Origin of the sequence: Enterobacter sp. HK-058-C-ECC (assembly GCF_047531125.1) — a bacterium.
GTDB lineage: Bacteria > Pseudomonadota > Gammaproteobacteria > Enterobacterales > Enterobacteriaceae > Enterobacter > Enterobacter quasiroggenkampii.
This window is the reverse complement of the sequence record NZ_JBLKCH010000025.1, coordinates 1-20178: the sequence shown is the minus strand read 5'-3', so window position 1 is coordinate 20178 and position 20178 is coordinate 1. Positions and strand designations below refer to the sequence as shown.

Annotated in this window: 22 protein-coding genes, 1 tRNA gene and 1 other annotated feature; of the genes, 10 read left to right on the top strand and 13 right to left on the bottom strand. The window is 55.0% G+C overall.

Annotation, left to right across the window (positions count from 1 at the left end):
• Nucleotides 1-492 (top strand): hypothetical protein (locus ACMWJS_RS22485; RefSeq protein ID WP_414747600.1); only part of this gene is annotated, 492 nt, incomplete at its 5' end.
• A gap of 258 nt (nt 493-750) precedes the next feature.
• On the opposite strand, the gene ACMWJS_RS22480 is transcribed toward ACMWJS_RS22485, so the two are convergent.
• The 10 genes from ACMWJS_RS22480 to hisL all read right to left on the bottom strand — a co-directional run bounded on the left by ACMWJS_RS22480 (nt 751) and on the right by hisL (nt 9114).
• Nucleotides 751-1755, bottom strand: coding sequence for an NAD-dependent epimerase (locus ACMWJS_RS22480; RefSeq protein ID WP_047074834.1), 1005 nt, complete (start codon nt 1753-1755; stop codon nt 751-753).
• A gap of 142 nt (nt 1756-1897) precedes the next feature.
• The gene (hisIE, locus tag ACMWJS_RS22475) at nt 1898-2509 is read right to left on the bottom strand and encodes a bifunctional phosphoribosyl-AMP cyclohydrolase/phosphoribosyl-ATP diphosphatase HisIE (protein ID WP_045908603.1); all 612 of its coding nucleotides are present in this window, start codon (nt 2507-2509) and stop codon (nt 1898-1900) included.
• Nucleotides 2503-3279, bottom strand: coding sequence for an imidazole glycerol phosphate synthase subunit HisF (hisF, locus tag ACMWJS_RS22470; RefSeq protein WP_048029350.1), 777 nt, complete (start codon nt 3277-3279; stop codon nt 2503-2505). The genes hisIE and hisF overlap by 7 nt, the downstream gene beginning before the upstream one ends.
• Nucleotides 3261-3998 (bottom strand): 1-(5-phosphoribosyl)-5-[(5-phosphoribosylamino)methylideneamino]imidazole-4-carboxamide isomerase, encoded by a 738-nt coding sequence (hisA, locus tag ACMWJS_RS22465; protein ID WP_414747599.1) that lies wholly within the window; start codon nt 3996-3998, stop codon nt 3261-3263. Before hisA ends, hisF begins: the two co-directional genes overlap by 19 nt.
• Nucleotides 3998-4588 (bottom strand): imidazole glycerol phosphate synthase subunit HisH, encoded by a 591-nt coding sequence (hisH, locus tag ACMWJS_RS22460; protein WP_045908601.1) that lies wholly within the window; start codon nt 4586-4588, stop codon nt 3998-4000. Before hisH ends, hisA begins: the two co-directional genes overlap by 1 nt.
• Nucleotides 4588-5655, bottom strand: a complete 1068-nt coding sequence (gene hisB / locus ACMWJS_RS22455; RefSeq protein WP_048223958.1) for a bifunctional histidinol-phosphatase/imidazoleglycerol-phosphate dehydratase HisB — start codon at nt 5653-5655, stop codon at nt 4588-4590. Before hisB ends, hisH begins: the two co-directional genes overlap by 1 nt.
• The gene (gene hisC, locus ACMWJS_RS22450) at nt 5652-6713 is read right to left on the bottom strand and encodes a histidinol-phosphate transaminase (RefSeq protein WP_021241431.1); all 1062 of its coding nucleotides are present in this window, start codon (nt 6711-6713) and stop codon (nt 5652-5654) included. The genes hisB and hisC overlap by 4 nt, the downstream gene beginning before the upstream one ends.
• Nucleotides 6710-8014, bottom strand: a complete 1305-nt coding sequence (gene hisD / locus ACMWJS_RS22445; RefSeq protein ID WP_045908762.1) for a histidinol dehydrogenase — start codon at nt 8012-8014, stop codon at nt 6710-6712. The genes hisC and hisD overlap by 4 nt, the downstream gene beginning before the upstream one ends.
• A 5-nt stretch (nt 8015-8019) precedes the next feature.
• Complete coding sequence (hisG, locus tag ACMWJS_RS22440) at nt 8020-8919, bottom strand: ATP phosphoribosyltransferase (RefSeq protein WP_000886595.1); 900 nt, start codon at nt 8917-8919, stop codon at nt 8020-8022.
• Between the two features lie 45 nt (nt 8920-8964).
• Nucleotides 8965-9088 (bottom strand) — a sequence feature (His leader region).
• On the bottom strand, nt 9064-9114 hold the full coding sequence (gene hisL / locus ACMWJS_RS22435; RefSeq protein WP_001364200.1) for a his operon leader peptide: 51 nt from the start codon (nt 9112-9114) through the stop codon (nt 9064-9066). (Overlaps the previous feature by 25 nt.)
• A gap of 175 nt (nt 9115-9289) precedes the next feature.
• Here hisL and ACMWJS_RS22430 point away from each other — a divergent pair, with 175 nt between their 5' ends.
• From ACMWJS_RS22430 to plaP, 4 genes are all read left to right on the top strand, one after another.
• On the top strand, nt 9290-10114 hold the full coding sequence (locus ACMWJS_RS22430) for an SDR family oxidoreductase (protein WP_045908599.1): 825 nt from the start codon (nt 9290-9292) through the stop codon (nt 10112-10114).
• Between the two features lie 41 nt (nt 10115-10155).
• Entirely contained in the window at nt 10156-11085 is a 930-nt protein-coding gene (locus ACMWJS_RS22425; protein WP_045908598.1) for a LysR substrate-binding domain-containing protein, read from the top strand.
• A 219-nt stretch (nt 11086-11304) separates the two neighbouring features.
• Nucleotides 11305-11367 (top strand): membrane protein YoeI, encoded by a 63-nt coding sequence (gene yoeI / locus ACMWJS_RS22420; protein ID WP_100245854.1) that lies wholly within the window; start codon nt 11305-11307, stop codon nt 11365-11367.
• On the top strand, nt 11357-12715 hold the full coding sequence (plaP, locus tag ACMWJS_RS22415) for a putrescine/proton symporter PlaP (protein WP_008499462.1): 1359 nt from the start codon (nt 11357-11359) through the stop codon (nt 12713-12715). The genes yoeI and plaP overlap by 11 nt, the downstream gene beginning before the upstream one ends.
• A 121-nt stretch (nt 12716-12836) precedes the next feature.
• Here the strand turns inward: plaP and sbcB are convergent, their stop codons facing one another.
• Entirely contained in the window at nt 12837-14273 is a 1437-nt protein-coding gene (gene sbcB, locus ACMWJS_RS22410) for an exodeoxyribonuclease I (protein WP_370974986.1), read from the bottom strand.
• 198 nt (nt 14274-14471) lie between these two features.
• Here sbcB and dacD point away from each other — a divergent pair, with 198 nt between their 5' ends.
• From dacD to ACMWJS_RS22390, 4 genes are all read left to right on the top strand, one after another.
• Nucleotides 14472-15638 (top strand): serine-type D-Ala-D-Ala carboxypeptidase DacD, encoded by a 1167-nt coding sequence (gene dacD / locus ACMWJS_RS22405; RefSeq protein ID WP_414747598.1) that lies wholly within the window; start codon nt 14472-14474, stop codon nt 15636-15638.
• A gap of 119 nt (nt 15639-15757) precedes the next feature.
• On the top strand, nt 15758-16231 hold the full coding sequence (gene sbmC, locus ACMWJS_RS22400) for a DNA gyrase inhibitor SbmC (protein WP_045908596.1): 474 nt from the start codon (nt 15758-15760) through the stop codon (nt 16229-16231).
• 92 nt (nt 16232-16323) lie between these two features.
• Entirely contained in the window at nt 16324-17382 is a 1059-nt protein-coding gene (locus ACMWJS_RS22395; protein ID WP_045908595.1) for an FUSC family protein, read from the top strand.
• 158 nt (nt 17383-17540) lie between these two features.
• A complete protein-coding gene (locus ACMWJS_RS22390) occupies nt 17541-17876 on the top strand; it encodes a DUF496 family protein (RefSeq protein ID WP_008499467.1) in 336 nt (111 codons plus the stop codon).
• A 47-nt stretch (nt 17877-17923) separates the two neighbouring features.
• On the opposite strand, the gene ACMWJS_RS22385 is transcribed toward ACMWJS_RS22390, so the two are convergent.
• Nucleotides 17924-18259: a gamma-glutamylcyclotransferase family protein gene (locus ACMWJS_RS22385; protein ID WP_048029357.1), complete on the bottom strand. Its 336-nt coding sequence runs from the start codon at nt 18257-18259 to the stop codon at nt 17924-17926.
• Nucleotides 18260-18312: 53 nt separating this feature from the next.
• A tRNA-Asn gene (locus ACMWJS_RS22380) sits at nt 18313-18388 on the bottom strand.
• A 161-nt stretch (nt 18389-18549) separates the two neighbouring features.
• Here ACMWJS_RS22380 and emmdR point away from each other — a divergent pair.
• Complete coding sequence (gene emmdR, locus ACMWJS_RS22375; protein WP_126534987.1) at nt 18550-20004, top strand: multidrug efflux MATE transporter EmmdR; 1455 nt, start codon at nt 18550-18552, stop codon at nt 20002-20004.
• The last annotated feature ends 174 nt before the right edge of the window (nt 20005-20178 follow it).

Genomic DNA, 20178 nt, shown 5'->3' with positions numbered 1-20178 from the left:
GTTTATATTAATTGTAATCCTCTTATGCGGTTGCCAGATTTTTTATTTGGCATGAGCTATGCTTATTTTATTTTAAAGGACAAAAAAAATCGTCTCTATGCAATGTTAGCAGGAATGTTAGCCTTAGCTATTGCAGTTCCTGCTCGTGAAAGCATAATGCCGCAACTGTACATGTTAATTTTTGGTGTTTCTTTATTTTCAATAGCTGTTTATTTGATTGAGTTTTTGGGAAGTATAGACTGGCTCAGAAAAATTACCAGTTATTTTGCAAAACATGCATTCGTTGCATTTTTATTTCATCATCAGATTCTCTATTTTGTTATGAGTAAAATTGGCGGGCGTATTTCTTCAGGGCTTGAGTCTTTGTGTGTGTTTTTATTTATACTTTTCTCAAGTGTTGTTATGGCAATATTGACGGAGCCCTTAGTCAGGATCTTAACTAAAAAAATGAGAGCTATCTTGTTACCTTCTGTTTCGACTTCCAGTCGTTAATTATACTCATGAAGACGCATCTGGGAAAACGGATGCGTCTTTTACGTTGTTTATTGGAATTTTGATAGTAAGTTGTCTTATTTTTAAATAGCCAGAAATAAAAATACTGCAACCACGACAAAACTATCAGGAATGACTTGTGATATATAATTAAAACATGCTGATGTTGGCGGTGTTATATTATTAACCCAAAATGAAAAATCCACCTTTAAAAAGGTGGATAGAGAGGGTTTTTAAATATTATGCCTGTGTATAGTTTTAAAGCTTATAAAAAGCCCGATACCAGTCCACAAAATTCTTCACGCCTTCCTTCACCGACGTTTTCGGCTTAAACCCAATCACGTCATAGAGCGCCGTGGTATCCGCGCTTGTTTCGAGCACGTCACCTGGCTGAACAGGCATCATATTTTTATCCGCTTCTTTGCCTAACGCTTCTTCCAGCGCGGTGATGTAATCCATCAGCTCTACGGGCGCACTGTTGCCAATATTGTAAACACGGTACGGCGCAGAGCTGGATGCCGGAGACCCTGTCTCAACGGTCCAGTTCGCATCGGCCTGAGGGATAACATCCTGCAGGCGAATAATAGCTTCAACAATATCATCGATATAGGTGAAGTCGCGCTTCATCTTTCCGTAGTTGTAAACGTCAATACTTTTGCCTTCAATCATGGCCTTAGTAAATTTAAATAGCGCCATGTCCGGACGGCCCCATGGCCCATACACGGTGAAAAAGCGCAGGCCGGTCGTCGGCAGATTGTAAAGATGAGAGTAGGTATGCGACATCAGTTCGTTGGATTTTTTCGTCGCGGCATACAAGGAAACCGGGTGATCAACCGAGTCATCGGTGGAGAACGGCATCTTTCGGTTCAGGCCGTAAACAGAGCTGGAAGAAGCATACAGTAAATGCTGCACCTTGTTGTGTCGGCAGCCTTCCAGTACGTTGAGATGGCCGATAAGGTTTGATTGCGCGTAAGCGTGCGGATTTTCCAGAGAGTAACGTACGCCAGCCTGCGCGGCGAGGTGGATCACGCGGTCAAACTTCTCAGCTGCAAACAACGAGGCCATCCCTTCGCGATCTGCCAGATCCAGCTTATGGAAAGTGAAATTGTCGGATGTAAGCAGATCCAGTCGCGCTTGCTTCAGATTGACATCGTAATAGTCATTAAGGTTATCAATTCCTACAACCTGATGTCCTGCCTGCAGCAGGCGCTCGCTGACGTGGAAACCGATAAAGCCGGCAGCGCCGGTGACCAGAAATTTCATCTTCAACCTCAATGTTAAATGAGTAACTCTTAACGCATAAAATCGTGCGTTTACACTATCGGCTGATGATACCCGCTCACGGAAGGAATGATAACTGCTTTATTACAGGAAAAGGGGAGCGAGCGCTCCCCTGGTAGGATGTTTATTTATGTCTTTTACGTAAATTCTCAATCACCGCCGTCAAATCCAGCGCCTGATCCTGCAGGAGCACCAGCAGGTGATACATCAAATCAGAGGCTTCATTCGTCAACTCCTCGCGGTCATGCACGGTCGCGGCCAGCGCAGTCTCAACGCCTTCTTCACCCACCTTCTGCGCGATTCGCTTGGTGCCGCTGGCGTACAGCTTCGCGGTATAAGAACTCTCGGGATCTGCCGTTTTACGCTCTGCCAGCAGCTGCTCCAGTTGATACAGGAACAGCCACTGATGACTCGCCTCGCCGAAGCAGCTGCTGGTGCCCTTATGGCAGGTCGGGCCGATTGGGTTTGCCAGCACCAGCAGGGTATCGTTATCGCAGTCAGGCGTAATGCTGACCACGTTCAGGAAATGACCCGAGGTTTCCCCTTTGGTCCACAGGCGCTGTTTCGTGCGGGAGTAAAACGTCACTTTGCCGCTTTCGATCGTTTTCGCCAGCGCGTCCTGGTTCATATAGCCCAGCATCAGCACCTCGCCTGAGATGGCATGCTGGACAACCACCGGCAGTAATCCATCCGTTTTTTCCCAGTCCAGCTGCGCCTGTTGTTGCTCTGTTAACATACCCTGATCTCCACGCCCTGGTCGGCCAGGTACGTTTTTAACTCACCAATATTAATAATCTGTTTGTGGAACACGGAAGCGGCCAGCGCGCCGTCCACGTTAGCATCGCGGAAGGCTTCGAGGAAATGTTCCATGGTGCCCGCGCCGCCGGAGGCAATCAGCGGAACGTGGCAGACTGCACGGACTTTTTTCAGCTGCTCAAGGTCATACCCGTTACGCACGCCATCCTGGTTCATCATGTTGAGGACAATCTCGCCCGCGCCACGCTTCTGCACTTCCTGCACCCAGTCGAGCGTTTCCCACTGCGTTACGCGCGTGCGGCTTTCGTCACCCGTATATTGATTGACGTGGTACTTGCCCGTTGCGGCGTCATACCAGGTGTCGATCCCAACCACAATACACTGCACGCCAAAACGATCGGCGAGGCGAGTAATCAACTCCGGGTCGGCCAGGGCAGGGGAGTTGATGGAAATCTTGTCGGCACCAAACGAGAGAATTTGGGCCGCATCGTCAGCGGATTTAATCCCGCCCGCCACGCAGAATGGAATATCGATCACTTCCGCCACGCGCGCCACCCAGCTTTTGTCCACCACGCGTCCATCGCTGGAGGCGGTAATATCGTAGAACACCAGCTCGTCTGCGCCTTCATCAGCATAGCGTTTTGCCAGCGGAACGATGTCGCCAATGATCTCGTGGTTGCGGAATTGCACGCCTTTCACGACCTGGCCGTCACGTACGTCCAGGCAAGGGATTATCCGTTTTGCCAGCATTGAATCGCCTCCGTCACCGTAAATTTACCTTCCAGCAGGGCTCGGCCCACAATCACGCCCTGTACGCCCGTTCCGCGCAGCGCGGCAATATCGTTTAAATCACCAATTCCGCCCGAAGACTGGAACGCCACCTGCGGATAACGCACGCAGATCTCTTCATACAGCGAGACGTTGGAGCCCGCCAGCGTGCCGTCACGGGAGATATCCGTGCACAGCACGTGCTTCAGGCCAACGGGGAGATACATCTCGACCAGCGCCTCCAGCGTCACGCCGGAGTTTTCCTGCCAGCCGCTGACCGCCACCTGCTTATTACCTTGTTCATCAATGCGCACGTCCAGCGCCAGTACCAGCGCGTCGGCGCCAAAGCGGCGGAACCAGCCTTTTACGATCTCAGCCTCTTTCACCGCGGTTGAACCGACCACCACGCGCGCTACGCCCGCGTCCAGCAGTGCCGCAACGTCATCTTCTGTACGGACGCCGCCGCCCACCTGTACCGGCACATCAACACCGGCAACCAGATTTTTCAGCAGAGGGATCTGGCGTTTTGCCGGGTCTTTCGCACCCGTTAAATCGACCAGATGCAGCACCTGAGCCCCCTGGGCGGCATAATCCTGCAGACGCGGCAGCGGATCGTTTCCGTAGTCTCGCTGCTGCCCGTAATCGCCCTGATGAAGACGGACAACCGTGCCGTCAATTAAATCTAACGCGGGAATAATCATCACATCTCCAGGAAGTTTTTCAGCAGCTGCGCGCCCGCGGCGCCAGAGCGCTCCGGGTGAAACTGTACGCCGAAGAAATTGTCTTTCTGCACGGCTGCGGTAAACGCCTCGCCGTAAGTGCACTGGGCGATCGTATTCGCGTTCACCGGCATGGCGTAGCTGTGTACGAAGTAAAAATACGCGCCGTCTTCAATGCCGCGAAAAAGCCTGTCGCCCGCTTTGGCGTACACGCGGTTCCAGCCCATATGCGGCAGAGGCAGACCGTGGTCGGTCATCTTCGGCACGTCTTCGTCGATAATGCCCAGCAGGTCAACGCCGTTATTCTCTTCGCTGCGGCGGCCAAGAATCTGCATGCCCAGGCAAATCCCCAGCACCGGCTGGGTACAAGCCTTGATCAGATCGACCAGCTCGCGCGCGTGGATCTGATCCATCGCCGCCTGCGCAGTGCCCACGCCCGGCAGGAATAACTTGTCGGCACGCAGCACCACGTCCGGGTCACGGCTGACCACCGGCTCGTAGCCGTGGCGCGCAATCGCCGACTTTACGGAGTTCAGGTTGGCGCATCCGGTATCCAGAATCACCACGTTCATTACAGGACTCCTTTTGATGAGGGCAGGGCGTCACCTTCCACGCGGATTGCCTGGCGCAGCGTGCGGCCGAAGGCCTTGAAGAGACTCTCTACGCGGTGGTGGTCGTTCTTGCCTTTGGTCTTCAGGTGCAGCGTCAGGCCCATGGTGTAGGACAATGAACGGAAGAAGTGCTCCACCATTTCGGTGCTCAGATCGCCCACGCGCTGGTAATTGAAGTCTGCTTTATATTCCAGGTGCGGACGTCCGGAGATATCCATCGCACAGCGCGCCAGACACTCGTCCATCGGCAGGACAAAGCCAAAACGGTTGATGCCGCGTTTATCACCGAGCGCCAGCTTGAGGGCTTCACCCAGCGCCAGGCCGGTATCTTCCACGGTATGGTGATCGTCAATATAAAGATCGCCTTTTACCGTGATCTCCATGCGGAAACCGCCGTGGGTGGCAATCTGGTCCAGCATGTGGTCGAAGAAACCCACGCCAGTGTGGATCTTGCTGCCGCCTTCGCGGTCCAGCCAGACCTTCACATCAATCTGCGTCTCTTTGGTGTTACGTTCAACGTGCGAGTAGCGGTCACGTTTTGTCAGCTGTTCGCCAATCATCGCCCAGTTAAGGTTGTTATGGTCGTAGCGAAGCCCCGCGATGCCCATGTTTTCCGCGAGCGTAATATCAGTGATGCGATCGCCGATGACATAGCTGTTGGCCTTATCCAGCACATCCTCTGCCAGATAGCGCTCGACAAGCTTCACCTTTGGCTTACGGCAGTCGCACTCGTCGGCTGGCATGTGCGGGCAAATCAGCACTTCATCAAACACCACGCCCTGAGAGGTCAGCACCTGCATCATTAAATTATGCGGGCCGTCAAAGTCTGCCTGCGGGAAGCTGTCGGTACCCAGACCGTCCTGGTTGGTGATCATCACCAGCTTGTATCCGGCTTTTTGCAGCTTGAGCAGCACCGGGATCACGTCAGGTTCAAACGCCAGCTTGTCGAATCGGTCGACCTGAAAATCAGCTGGTGGCTCCGAAATAAGGGTGCCGTCACGATCGATGAAAAGGATCTTCTGGGTCATACTTTCTCCGCTTTCAGGGCGTCAATGACGCGCTGGCTCTCTGCGCGGGTGCCGACGGTAATGCGCAGGCATCCGCTCAGAGAAGGTTGTTTATTTTGGTCTCGTAAGATAATGCCCTGATCCCACAAAGATTTAAATACGGCGCTGGAGGCGGTAAAGCGCACCAGGATGTAGTTGGTTTCCGAGTCGAATACCTGCTCCACGCACGGGATATCCTTCAGGGCGGTCACCAGGTACTGACGTTCCTCCAGGATTTGCGCCACGCGCTCGCGCATCGCGTTAATCCCCTGAGGCGTCAGCGCCTGTGCTGCAATATCGGCAACCGGCGTCGAGAGGGGGTACGGAGCGATCACCTTCAGCAGCAGGTCGATGACCTCTTTATTCGCCAGGGTGAATCCGCAGCGCAGACCCGCGAGGGCGAAAGCCTTCGACAGCGTACGCAGCACCACCAGGTGCGGATACTCTTCCAGCCAGCCTGCCAGCGTTGCCTGCGGGCAGAACTCGATGTAGGCTTCGTCGGCGACCACCAGCGCTTTTCCGCGCGTCATCTCCAGCAGGGTTCGGATATCCTGTGGGTTAATAATCTGGCCGGTCGGGTTGTTTGGGCTACAGACAAAGACGACTTTTACGCCGTCAAGATTGTCGGCAATGCCCTGCAGATCCAGCTGCCAGTTCTCCAGGGAGAGCACGTTGCGGCACGCCACCCCAAAGGTTTCCGCGCTGACGCTGTACATGCCGTAGGTCGGCTGGCAGTACATGACGGCGTCTTTGCCCGGCTCGCAGAACGCGCGGATCAGCAGCTCAATGCCCTCATCCGCGCCACGGCTGACCAGCACCTGCTCTGGCTTCACGCCCGCGTACTGGGCGTAGTTTTCGATTACCGCCTTCGGCTGACACTCCGGATAACGGTTCAGCGTTTGCTGCGACAGCTCAAACTGCACCGCCGTTGGATATTCGTTGGCGTTCAGCCAGACATCCCCTTTACCGCCCAGACGACGCGCAGACTGATAGGGCGTCAAGCGACGGACATTTTCGCGGGCTAATTCTTCAATGTTCATGCTTGCTCCTTCAGGGCTGCAACGCGCAGCGTAACGGCATTTTTGTGGGCGGTCAGGCGCTCGGCGGCGGCCAGGGTTTCAATGGTGGACGCCAGTGAGGCAAACCCTTCGCGGGAGAGTTCCTGCACGGTCATGCGTTTCTGGAAATCCGCCAGTCCCAGGCTGGAACAGGTTGAGGTATAGCCATACGTTGGCAGCACGTGGTTGGTGCCGGAGGCGTAATCGCCTGCGGACTCCGGGGACCAGTCGCCGAGGAACACCGAGCCCGCGCTGGTAATGCTGTCGACCAAATCGCGCGCGTTGCGGGTCTGAATAATCAGGTGCTCCGGACCGTACTGATTAGAAATAGCAATGCACTGCTCGAGATCGCGCGCCACAATCAGACGGCTGGCCGCTAACGCCTGGCGTGCCGTGTCGGCGCGGGGCAGGTCGGCAAGCTGACGCTCCACGGCTTCGCCCACGCGTTTCGCCATATCGGCATCCGGCGTCAGCAGGATGACCTGCGAATCCGGGCCGTGTTCCGCCTGGGAAAGCAGGTCAGACGCGACGAAATCCGGCGTGGCGCCGCTGTCGGCAATCACCAGCACTTCAGACGGGCCGGCAGGCATATCGATGGCCGCGCCGTCCAGACGCTGGCTGACCTGACGCTTAGCCTCGGTCACATACGCATTGCCCGGGCCAAAGATTTTGTCGACCTTGGGAATGGATTCCGTGCCGAACGCCAGGGCCGAAATCGCCTGCGCGCCGCCCACTTTATAGACCGCCTGCACGCCGCACAGCTTCGCCGCATACAGAATCTCGTCGGCAATCGGTGGCGGTGAGCACAGTACCACTTTCTGACACCCGGCAATGCGCGCGGGAGTCGCCAGCATTAGTACGGTGGAGAAAAGCGGGGCAGAGCCGCCAGGAATATAGAGGCCGACCGACGCAACCGGGCGGGTCACCTGCTGGCAACGCACGCCGGGCAGGGTTTCCACATCTACGGTCTGCAGCTTTTGCGCGGTGTGGAAAGTATCAATGTTTTTCACCGCAACGGCCATCGCCTGCTTGATGTCATCTCCCAGACGATTGCTGGCATCAGTCATTTCCTGCTCGGTAACCTGTAATGCGCCAACTTCCGTCTTATCAAACTTTGCACTGTATTCACGCAGCGCGTCATCGCCGCGGGCTTTGACGTTATCCAGGATCTCCGCCACGGTGCGCGAGATGCTTTCAGAGGCGGAAATCGCCGGGCGCATCAGCAGCTCGCGCTGCTGTGCGTCGCTACAGGTATTCCAGTCGATGATTGTGTTAAAGCTCATGGCCATTACTCCATCATCTTCTCAATCGGCAGCACCAGGATGGAGCTTGCGCCCAGCGCCTTCAGTTTTTCCATGGTTTCCCAGAACAGGGTTTCGCTGCTCACCATGTGCATCGCCACGCGCTGCTGATCGCCCGCCAGCGGCAGGATGGTTGGGCGCTCGGCGCCCGGCAGCAGGGCAATGACTTCATCCAGACGCTCGGTTGGGGCGTGCATCATGATGTATTTGGATTCACGCGCCTGAATTACGCCCTGAATACGGGTCAGCAGTTTGTCGATCAGCTGCTGCTTAGCGTCGGCCATCTCGCCGTCACGCTGAATCAGGCACGCTTTGGAGCGGTAGATCACCTCCACTTCGCGCAGACCGTTCGCTTCCAGCGTCGCGCCGGTAGAGACCAGGTCACAGATGGCGTCCGCCAGACCCGCACGCGGCGCCACTTCAACAGAACCGTTCAGCAGACAGGATTTAAACTGCACGCCTTTCTGATCCAGATAGCGCTTTAACAGGTGAGGGTAGGAGGTGGCGATACGTTTGCCGTTCAGCGCGGCCGGGCCGTCCCACGCTTCATCAACCGGCGTTGCCAGCGACAGGCGGCAGCCGCCGAAGTCCAGACGACGCAGGGTGAAGTAACGCGGGTCTTCGCCCTGCGCGCGGCGGGTCAGCAGCTCTTCTTCCAGTACGTTTTCGCCGATGATGCCGAGGTCAACGACGCCATCCATGACCAGGCCGGGAATATCGTCATCACGCACGCGCAGAATGTCGATGGGCATGTTTTCAGCCAGAGCAATCAGGCGCTGGGTGTGCAGGTTAATTTTAATCCCGCAGCGGGCCAGCAGTTCGCGTGAATCGTCACTCAAACGGCCTGATTTTTGAATAGCTATGCGTAAACGTGAGTTATCTAACATTCTTTATTCCTCGTTAACCTGTTTTAACCTGTCTGAATTCGGTCCAAAAAAAAGCCCCCGGAAGAAGATCTTCCGGGGGCTTTTTCATGCGTTCATGCACCACTGGAAGATCCAAACGTCTTCCAGCACACATCGCCTGAAAGACTAGTCAGGATGATGGTGGTGATGGTGGTGTTTAAATTGAACGCGTGTCATATAAATTCTCGATGAATGCTTATTCATTTGATGTCTTTTAACCTAAACCAGTTGTGCGACATATTGCAAGGGCTTTTTTTGATCATTAATTCATTTCATATTGATGCTATGAATTGTGTGTTCTGCCGGGCTGGCGTAGCCTTATGAAAGACGAGTAAGAGTCAGGAGAATTCGCATGAAAAAGGTCGCGATTGTCGGTTTAGGATGGCTGGGAATGCCGCTGGCGATGTCATTAGCCGCGAAAGGCTGGCAGGTGACCGGGAGCAAGACCACCCGAGATGGGGTCGAAGCAGCGCGCATGTGCGGTATTGATGGCGTTGAACTGCGTCTGGAGCCGGAACTGGTGTGTGATGCGGACGATCTGGACACCCTGATGAACGTCGATGCGCTGGTAATTACGCTACCCGCGCGGCGCAGCGGCCCGGGCGAATCATTTTACCTGCAGGCGATGCAGGAGATTGTCGACAGCGCGCTGGCGCATCATGTTCCGCGCATTATTTTTACCAGCTCGACGTCGGTCTATGGTGAGGTTGAGGGCGTAGTAAAAGAGACTTCCGAGCGCCGTCCCGTTACGGCGAGCGGTCAGGTTCTGAAAGAGTTGGAAGACTGGCTGCATCATCTTCCCGGCACCCAGGTTGATATCGTACGTCTGGCGGGGCTGGTAGGCCCGGGTCGTCATCCGGGACGCTTTTTTGCCGGGAAGTCGGCGCCAGATGGCCAACATGTTGTCAATCTTGTGCATCTTGATGATGTGGTTGGCGCGATAGAGCTACTCTTACAGGCTCCGAAAGGCGGACACATCTATAATATATGTGCACCGTCTCATCCGGCGCGCAGCACGTTTTACCCGCTGATGGCACGTCAGTTGGGCCTGGCTCCGCCGGTCTTTGGTGAGGCAAAGGATGGCAGTAAAGGCAAAATTGTTGATGGCAATCGCATTTGTCATGAGCTGGGGTTTGAGTATCAGTATCCCGATCCGCTGGTGATGCCCATGGAATAAATCCTGCAGCGGAGACCGTCGCACACCGAAAGGGGGCGAGCATGAAACCGCTGCTGGATGTTCTTATTATTCTGGATGCACTGGAAAAAGAGGGGAGCTTTGCCGCTGCGTCGGCAAAACTCTACAAAACCCCTTCGGCCCTGAGCTATACCGTCCAAAAACTGGAAAGCGACCTCAATATCCAGATCCTCGATCGCTCCGGGCATCGCGCCCGTTTTACCCGCACCGGACAGATGCTGCTGGAAAAAGGCCGTGAAGTCCTCCATACCGTTCGTGAACTCGAAAAGCAGGCCGTCAAACTTCACCAGGGATGGGAAAACGAGCTGGTGATTGGCGTGGATGACACTTTCCCGTTTTCTCTCCTGACGCCGCTGATTGAGGCTTTCTATCAACACCACAGCGTGACGCGGCTGATCTTTATCAACGGCGTGCTGGGGGGCTCCTGGGATGCCCTAACCCAGGGCAGGGCGGATATTTTTGTCGGTGCACTCCACGAGCCTCCCCAGTTGAGTGAGTTTGGCTTTGCGCGTCTGGGCGTGCTGGAGCAGGTGTTCGCCGTAGCGCCCCATCATCCGCTGGCTCAGGAAGCTGAGCCGCTTAACCGCCGCGTGATTAAAGGCTACCGCGCCATCGTGGTCGGGGACAGCTCTCGCCCGGAATGTGCGGTTTCCTCGCAGCTGCTTGACGAGCAGGAGGCCATCACCGTTTTCGACTTTAAAACCAAGCTGGAGCTGCAAATCAGCGGTCTGGGCTGCGGCTATTTACCCCGCTATCTGGCACAGCGGTACATTGACAGCGGTGCGCTTGTTGAAAAACAGGTACTTGCTCAAAACAGCCATGAATCGGTATGGGTGGGCTGGAATGAGCAAACCGCCGGGCTCGCCAGCGCCTGGTGGCGGGACGAAATTTTAGCAAATAGTGCTATCGCTGCTGTATATGCTCAGGGCAGTGCCGAGAAATCAGCCAGTTAGAAAAAAGAAAATTACCCGCTGCGTTGCAAAGTATTGCCTTTTGTATCCGATGTGGGGCAAAATGCGGCCGCTGCAACCAAATGAATAATCGACGATATAAAAGGCGTCGGTTATTTTTTTTTGCATGTACGAAACGAAACTAAAAACCAAGAGGCCGGGCTTCGTACCGGATAGATATTTACTAAAATCCGACAGTTGTTGTCGCTGAGGAAGAAAGAAATGGGGCAATTTTTCGCTTACGTGGCGGTTATCACCGTAAAGGAGATTAACTATGTCGCATAACGCAACTCCAAACACCTCTCGCGTGGAATTACGTAAAACGCTTACGTTGATTCCGGTTGTTATGATGGGCCTGGCCTATATGCAACCGATGACGCTGTTCGATACATTCGGTATCGTATCGGGCCTCACCGACGGTCATGTGCCGACGGCTTACGGCTTCGCGCTGATTGCGATCCTCTTTACCGCGCTGAGCTACGGTAAGCTGGTGCGTCGCTATCCGTCTGCGGGTTCCGCCTACACCTATGCCCAGAAATCCATCAGCCCGACGGTTGGCTTTATGGTGGGCTGGTCTTCGCTGCTCGACTATCTGTTCGCGCCGATGATCAACATTCTGCTGGCAAAAATCTATTTTGAAGCGCTGGTGCCATCGATTCCCTCGTGGATGTTCGTCGTGGCGCTGGTGGCCTTTATGACGGCCTTTAACCTGCGCAGCATCAAGTCCGTTGCCAACTTTAACTCTGTTATCGTTGTGCTTCAGGTTGTGCTGATTGCGGTTATTCTTGGCATGGTTATTTACGGCGTATTCCACGGCGAAGGTGCGGGCACCCTGGCGAGCAGCAAACCGTTCTGGTCTGGTGATGCGCATGTGATCCCGATGATTACCGGGGCAACCATTCTGTGCTTCTCCTTTACCGGTTTTGACGGGATCAGCAACCTGTCTGAAGAAACGAAAGATGCAGAGCGCGTGATCCCGCGTGCCATCTTCCTGACGGCGCTGATTGGCGGTCTGATCTTTATTTTCTCGACCTATTTCCTGCAGCTGTACTTCCCGGATATCTCTCGCTTCAAGGATCCGGATGCGTCTCAGCCGGAAATCATGCTGTATGTGGCGGGTAAAGCGTTCCAGGTCGGCGCGCTGATCTTCTCCACCATCACCGTACTGGCGTCCGGTATGGCCGCGCATGCAGGCGTTGCGCGTCTGATGTACGTAATGGGCCGCGATGGCGTATTCCCGAAAAGCTTCTTCGGCTACGTGCATCCAACATGGCGTACCCCGGCGATGAACATTATCCTGGTCGGTGCGATCGCGCTTCTGGCGATTAACTTTGACCTGGTGATGGCAACGGCGCTGATTAACTTCGGTGCGCTGGTGGCGTTCACCTTTGTTAACCTGTCGGTTATCTCTCAGTTCTGGATCCGTGAAAAGCGTAACAAGACGCTGAAAGATCACTTCCAGTATCTGTTCCTGCCGATGTGTGGTGCCCTGACCGTGGGCGCGCTGTGGGTTAACCTGGAAGAGAGCTCGATGGTGCTTGGCCTGATTTGGGCGGGTATCGGCCTGGTTTACTTGGCCTGCGTCACGAAGAGTTTCCGTAACCCGGTTCCTCAGTACGAAGACGTCGCGTAAGACTGTGCCGGGTGGCGGCTACGCCTTACCCGACCTACATACCCCGTAGGCCCGCGTAAGCGCAGCGCCACCGGGCAAAAAAAGCCGGAGACATCGCCTCCGGCTTTTTTATACCCATCGTTCAAACTATCTCTTGCGCGTACTGGTACAGGGATTTCAGCAGCGCCTGTTTCTCAGCATTCCCTTCATACTGGCCATAAAGCATTTCCAGCTCCTGGGCGTAATTGTGCAGATACTCTGGCGTAAACACGTTCCGACGATGCTGCAGCCAGCGTTCCTGCTCTGCTTCATCCAGGGTTCCCGGGTAATTACGCGCGCGGTAATTAAACATCAGCTTTTCGATGCGCTTATCAGCGAAGGTGATATCCAGGGCAGGCAAGTTACGCGGCTCGGTTTGCAGAACGATATTCATGGCCGCGCGATCGGCATCGCTGAAGAAACCATTATAGAGCTGGGCGTCCACGTTTTCAGACGGCACGAACGGCTCGGCTTCGGCAAAGATGGCCACGACTTTCTCGCGCACCTGCGGATTTTCACGCAGCACTTTGAGATTATCGAGGCAGTGCTGGCGGTTAATGCCCAGCCTGTCAGCATCTTCCGGGCGCAGCGTATTCGCCTGCGCCAGGACCGGACATTTATTGATATGCACCAGTTTGACCGGCACTGCAGGCAGATCGCCGAGTTCATTCTTCGGCGTGTACAGCCGTTCACGCAGGGTATCGCTGTCGAGTTCGAGTAGCGGTGAAATATCGCCCGCCAAATCCACCATGATGACCGCATTACGGTTGTCCGGATGCCACGCCAGCGGCGCAACCCAGCTGGTATTGCCGCGCCATGCGCCAAACATGCCGGAAATATGCACCAGGGGTTTCATCTGCGGTACGTCGATAAGGGTCATAAGCTTCTGCTTGCTGCGATGGCTGAGCAGATACTCGAACAGTCGTGGCTGCGCGCTTTTCACCAGCTTCGCCATGGCAATGGTGGCATAGACGTCCGCCATCGCGTCGTGGGCATTGCTGTGCTCAATGCCGTTGGCGCGCGTCAGGTGTTCCAGCCGGAAGCTGGTCAGCCCTTCCTCATTTTCCGGCCAGTGAATGCCCTCAGGACGCAGGGCGTAGCAGGCGCGCATGATGTCGAGCAAATCCCAGCGCGAATTGCGGTTCTGCCAGCTCCAGGCATAGGGATCGTAGAAGTTACGATAGAAGATGTTGCGCGTCACTTCGTCATCGAAGCGGATGTTGTTGTAACCGACCACGCAGGTGTTGGGGACGGTAAACAAGTCGTGGATGCGTCGGGCGAATTCTGCCTCGTTAACGCCTTTTTCCCGCGCTTCCTGAGGGGTGATCCCGGTGACCATGACCGCGCCGGGCTGCGGCAGATAGTCATCCGCAGGCTTGCAGTAAAAGACCTCGGGCTCGCCAATGATGTTGAATTCGTCGTCGGTACGGATGGCGGCAAACTGCGCCGGTCGGTCCAGCGCCGGGTGCGTGCCAAAGGTTTCGTAATCGTGGAACAAAAAAGTCGGGCGAGCGGCAGAGTCAGACACCAGTAATACCATCCTGTTAAAAAATGACGTCACTATGGTAAACGATCGTGCGGGTCAGACCGAATAAAAAGCACCACCGCGTCGCAAATTTGCGCGCCAGCTTCAGAGAAAAATCTGCGTTCTGTCACATTTTTTTGCAATTAAGCCAGGTAACGACATCAGAACTCCCGTAAAAAGGTCATCGATTTTTAATGACCTGAGGATATACCGTTGAAACGCCGTCTGTTTATTGCTGTTTCTTTACTCGCTTCGAGTGTCTCATCTGCTTTTGCGGCCGAACCACTGGATTTTTCGCCGCAGCCTCCGGCCATTCAGGCGGGCTCCTGGGTGCTGATGGATTACACGACTGGTCAGATTTTAACGGCGGGAAACGAACATCAACAACGTAATCCGGCGAGCCTGACCAAGCTGATGACGGGCTATGTGGTGGATCGGGCCATTGATAGCCACCGCATTACCCCGGATGACATCGTCACCGTAGGACGTGATGCCTGGGCAAAAGGGAACCCGGTGTTTGACGGTTCATCGCTGATGTTCCTGAAAGAGGGCGATCGCGTCTCCGTGCGCGATCTGAGCCGCGGCCTGATTGTCGATTCTGGCAACGACGCCTGCGTGGCGCTGGCCGATCACGTGGCGGGTGGGCAGCCGCAGTTTGTGAAGATGATGAACGACTACGTGCAGAAGCTGAACCTGCGCGATACGCATTTTGAAACCGTCCACGGGCTGGACGCGCCCGGCCAGCACAGCTCGGCGTATGACCTGGCCGTTCTCTCCCGGGCCATCATCCACGGCGAGCCTGAGTTTTATCATATGTACAGCGAAAAGAGCCTGACCTGGAACGGAATCACCCAGCAAAACCGTAACGGCCTGCTGTGGGATAAGACCATGAACGTGGACGGGTTGAAAACGGGGCATACCTCAGGGGCCGGTTTTAACCTGATTGCGTCTGCCGTAGACGGCCAGCGCCGGTTAATCGCGGTGGTGATGGGGGCGGATAGTCCGAAAGGGCGCGAAGACCAGGCCCGGAAACTGCTGCACTGGGGGCAGCAGAATTTCGATACGGTGCAGATCCTGCATAGCGGTAAAAAAGTGGGGACAGAGCGCATCTGGTTCGGCGATAAGGAGCAGGTGAAACTGGGCACCGATCAGGACTTCTGGCTGGCCTTGCCGAAAGCGGAGGTTCCCAACATCAAAGCCAAGTACGTGCTGGATAAAAAAGAACTGGAAGCGCCGATTGCTGCGCATCAGCGGGTCGGGGAGATTCAGCTCTATGACCGCGACAAGGTGGTAGCCCACTGGCCGCTGGTCACGCTGGAAGCCGTTGATAAAGGCGGCCTGTTCTCTCGTCTGAGCGATTATCTGCATCACACGCTTTAACTGCTGCTGAGCAGACTGGCAGGGTTGCGAGTCTGCTCACATAATAAACACTCCTCGTTTGCTGATAATGATAATCCAGTTTTATAGTGTATAAATATACAGTGATAAACGGAGGCAGCATGGACTACAGCATTACGCAGCAACAGAAACGTAAGATTGCCGGTTTTCATTTGGTCGGCCCGTGGGAACACACGGTAAAACAGGGCTTTGAACAGCTGGTCATGTGGGTCGACGGGCGTCACATTGAGCCGCTGGAGTGGGTGGCGGTCTATTACGATAACCCGGATGAAGTCCCGGCAGAAAAACTGCGCTGTGATACGGCCGTGACGGTACCGGATGATTTCGTCATCCCGGAAAACAGCGAAGGCGTCATGATGACGGAAATCGCGGCCGGGGATTATGCCGTGGCGACGGCGCGCGTGGAAAACTATGACTTCGCCACGCCGTGGTATCAGTTCTTCAATTCCCTGCTGCAGGACAATAAGTACCAGATGGCGCTCAAACCCTGCTTCGAGCGCTATCTCAATGACGGCAATGCGGACGGCTACTGGGATATCGAAATGTATATCGCCGTCGAGCACAAAACGGTTTAAGCCTGCTAAATGAAGGGTTTTTCAGCCGGGAGCGATCCACCCGGCTGAAAACACAGTACAATTGTGCTTTGCCGTGTTGCTGGAGAGCGGGTGTGCGTCCCGACAAATCATTAACCCCTTTTGAAATTCGGTTGTACAAACACTACCGCGTGGTGCACGGGTGTCGCATCGCGCTGGCGTTCGTGTTGACGTTTGTCCTGGTGCGTTTGCTGGAGGTTCCGGAAGGAACGTGGCCGCTGATCACGCTGGTGGTGGTGATGGGACCCATCTCGTTTTGGGGCAACGTTGTCCCGCGCGCTCTGGAGCGTATTGGCGGGACCGTGTTAGGTTCGGCCCTGGGGCTTATTGCCCTGAAGCTGGAGCTCATCTCGTTCCCGGTCATGCTGGCATGGTGCGGTGCCGCCATGTTCCTGTGCGGCTGGCTGGCGTTGGGTAAAAAACCGTATCAGGCGCTGCTGATCGGTATTACTCTCGCGGTGGTGGTCGGTGCACCCGCCGGGGATATGACCACGGCGCTGTGGCGAAGCGGGGATGTCATCCTGGGTTCACTGCTGGCGATGCTCTTCACCGGTATCTGGCCGCAGCGCGCTTTTCTGCACTGGCGTATTCAGATGGCCAGCTACGTCACCGCGTTTAACCGCGTCTATCAGGCCGGTTTTTCCCCGAATCTGGTTGAGCGCCCGCGGCTGGAAAAGCACCTGCAGACCATCCTTAACGACGTGGTCAAAATGCGCGGCTTGATCACGCCAGCCAGCAAAGAAACCCATATTCAGAAATCAATTTTCGAAGCTATTCAGACGGTGAGCCGCAATCTGGTCTGCATGCTTGAGCTGCAAATCAACGCACACTGGGCCACGCGCCCCAGCCATCTGTTGATGCTTAACGCGCAGACTCTCAAAGAGACCCAGCAGATGACGCAGCAAACGCTGTTGACCATCGCTCATGCGCTCTATGAAGGGAACCCGCAGCCGATACTGGCCAACAGCGAGCGACTGAACGAGATCGTCGCGGAACTGAAGCAGTTAATCAATGAGCGCCAGAGCGATAACGTGGCGGAAACACCTATTCATGGCTACGTCTGGCTGAGCATGGAACTGGCGCGGCAGCTTGAGCTGTTATCGCACCTGATTTGCCGGGCGCTGCGCAAATAAAAGGCGTATGTGACGCCTGCTGCTTCGATTCAGCAGCAATTGGGGTTATGATAGCTTTAAACGATATACTCATTGTCATTCGCGGCCGCTGTCAGTAAGGTTATTGTTACAACGGTTGCTTTAACGAATCCGAATCTCACATTATCAGGGGTGTAAAAATGGAAACTACCAAGCCTTCGTTCCAGGATGTTCTGGAATTCGTCCGCCTGTTCCGCCGCAAAAACAAACTGCAGCGTGAAATCCAGGACGTTGAGAAGAAGATCCGTGACAACCAGAAACGTGTTCTGCTGCTCGACAACCTGAGCGACTACATCAAGCCAGGCATGAGCGTTGAAGCTATTCAGGGCATCATCGCCAGCATGAAGAGCGACTATGAAGACCGTGTTGATGACTACATCATCAAAAATGCTGAGCTGTCCAAAGAGCGTCGTGACATCTCTAAAAAGCTGAAAGTGATGGGCGAAATCAAAAACGGCGAAGCAAAAAGCGAGTAATCGCAGCGAATAGTGAAAAAGGCTCTCTGGTGACAGAGAGCCTTTTTTTATGGTTCAGAACGCGGCTGTAGCTGGTAAATCCAGGCTTGAACCTGCTCGCCTTCAGAGGTGGTCACCGTGACCTCAACCCGATCGTAGCCGTCTTCAAACTCATCCAGCATTGACCAGTGTGTGGCAAGGCGATCAGAGATAAACAGATAGCCTTCGACGCGGGGGCCATCGGGGTGGAGCACGATCCCCGGGAAGTCCGCCGCAGCGCCCCAGCCGCGTTCGTAGAACGTACCGGAGACGAAACCGGCCAGCCATTCGCCGCCGATGTTTTCAAGAATATGCGCATTTGAGTGGCCCGGGCGCAGCGTGCCGTAGACAAACAGAGCGTTCATTTTCCCTCATCCGCAAAGCAAAAAGCCTGCTTTAAAAGCAGGCTTTTCAAATTTGGCTCCTCTGACTGGACTCGAACCAGTGACATACGGATTAACAGTCCGCCGTTCTACCGACTGAACTACAGAGGAATCGTTGTGGAGGCTTATCTTAGCGGCGAAAAAACTTTTGTCAAACCTGATCTTAGGGAAAATCGATTGATTGCTGATTCTGTCGTCAGTTTGTTGTAAATCCACACATCTTTTTCCGGAAAATACTTTGCAGGATGAGCATTTCTCCCCCATTATTTGAAATGGAGTTTCAACTTTTCTCGCTAAGGTCCATTTTGAACGTCACTGCCTCCTTACGCCAGGCGATCGCGCGCACGCCATGGTATGCAAAACGTAAAAGTTATCGGGTTCTCTTCTGGCGTGAAATCACCCCTCTTGCCGTGCCTATCTTCCTGGAAAATACCTGCGTTCTGCTGATGGGGGTGCTGAGCACCTTCCTGGTGAGCTGGTTGGGAAAAGAGGCGATGGCGGGGGTTGGTCTGGCGGACAGCTTTAACATGGTGGTGATCTCATTCTTTGCCGCCATTGACCTCGGCACGACGGTGGTGGTGGCCTTTAGCCTCGGCAAGCTGGATCCCAAACGTGCGCGTGAGGCGGCACGCCAGTCGCTGATGATCATGACTGTCTTTTCGGCCGTTCTGGCGGCGGTGATCCATTATTTCGGCAAAGAGATCATCGATTTTGTCGCCGGGGAGGCCACGAACGAGGTTAAGGACCTGGCGCTGACCTATCTGGAGATGACCGTCATCAGCTATCCGGCGGCGGCCATCGCCCTGATTGGCAGCGGCGCGCTGCGCGGGGCAGGGAACACTAAAATTCCGCTGCTGATCAACGGCGGAATGAATATCCTGAATATTATCATCAGCAGCGTGCTGATCTACGGTGTGTTCTCGTGGGACGGGCTGGGCTTCGTCGGTGCAGGACTGGGGCTAACCATTTCACGCTATATCGGTGCGGCGGCGATTATAGGCGTGCTGATGGCGGGGATCACCCCCTCGCTGCGCCTCACGCTGAAGAGCTATTTCCGCCCCTTTAATTTCGCCATTATCTGGGAAGTGATGGGGATCGGCATTCCCGCAAGCATTGAATCGGTGCTGTTTAACGGCGGGAAATTACTGACGCAGATGTTTGTCGCCGGGATGGGCACCGACGTGATCGCCGGTAACTTCATCGCCTTCTCCATTGCCTCGCTGATTAACCTGCCGGGTAACGCGCTGGGCTCTGCATCGACCATTATTACCGGGAAACGGCTCGGGAAAGGGCAGATCGGCCAGGCGGAGCGACAGCTGCGCCACGTTTTCTGGCTGTCGACCATCGGACTGACCGTGATTGCCTGGGGAACCGCGCCGTTTGCCGGGCTGATGGCCTCGTTCTATACCCATGAAGACGACGTTAAAGAGGTTGTAAAAGTCCTCATCTGGCTCAATGCGGCCTTTATGCCTATCTGGGCGGCCTCATGGGTACTGCCTGCCGGGCTGAAGGGGGCACGCGACGCCCGCTTTGCGATGTGGGTGTCGATGCTTGGCATGTGGGGATGTCGCGTCGTGGCGGGGTATACGCTTGGGGTAATGCTCGGATGGGGTGTGATCGGCGTCTGGTTGGGGATGTTCCTGGACTGGGCCGTGCGGGGCGCGCTGTTCTACTGGCGTATGGTCAGCGGGCGCTGGCTATGGAAATATCCGCGACAAAATGCCTGACAATTGCGCGAAGTGGAGAATAAATCGTCAAACGATCGGAAATATGCATTCTGCCTTTGACATCCCGGGAGCGCATCGATAATATGCGCCCCGTTCACACGATTCCTCTGTAGTTCAGTCGGTAGAACGGCGGACTGTTAATCCGTATGTCACTGGTTCGAGTCCAGTCAGAGG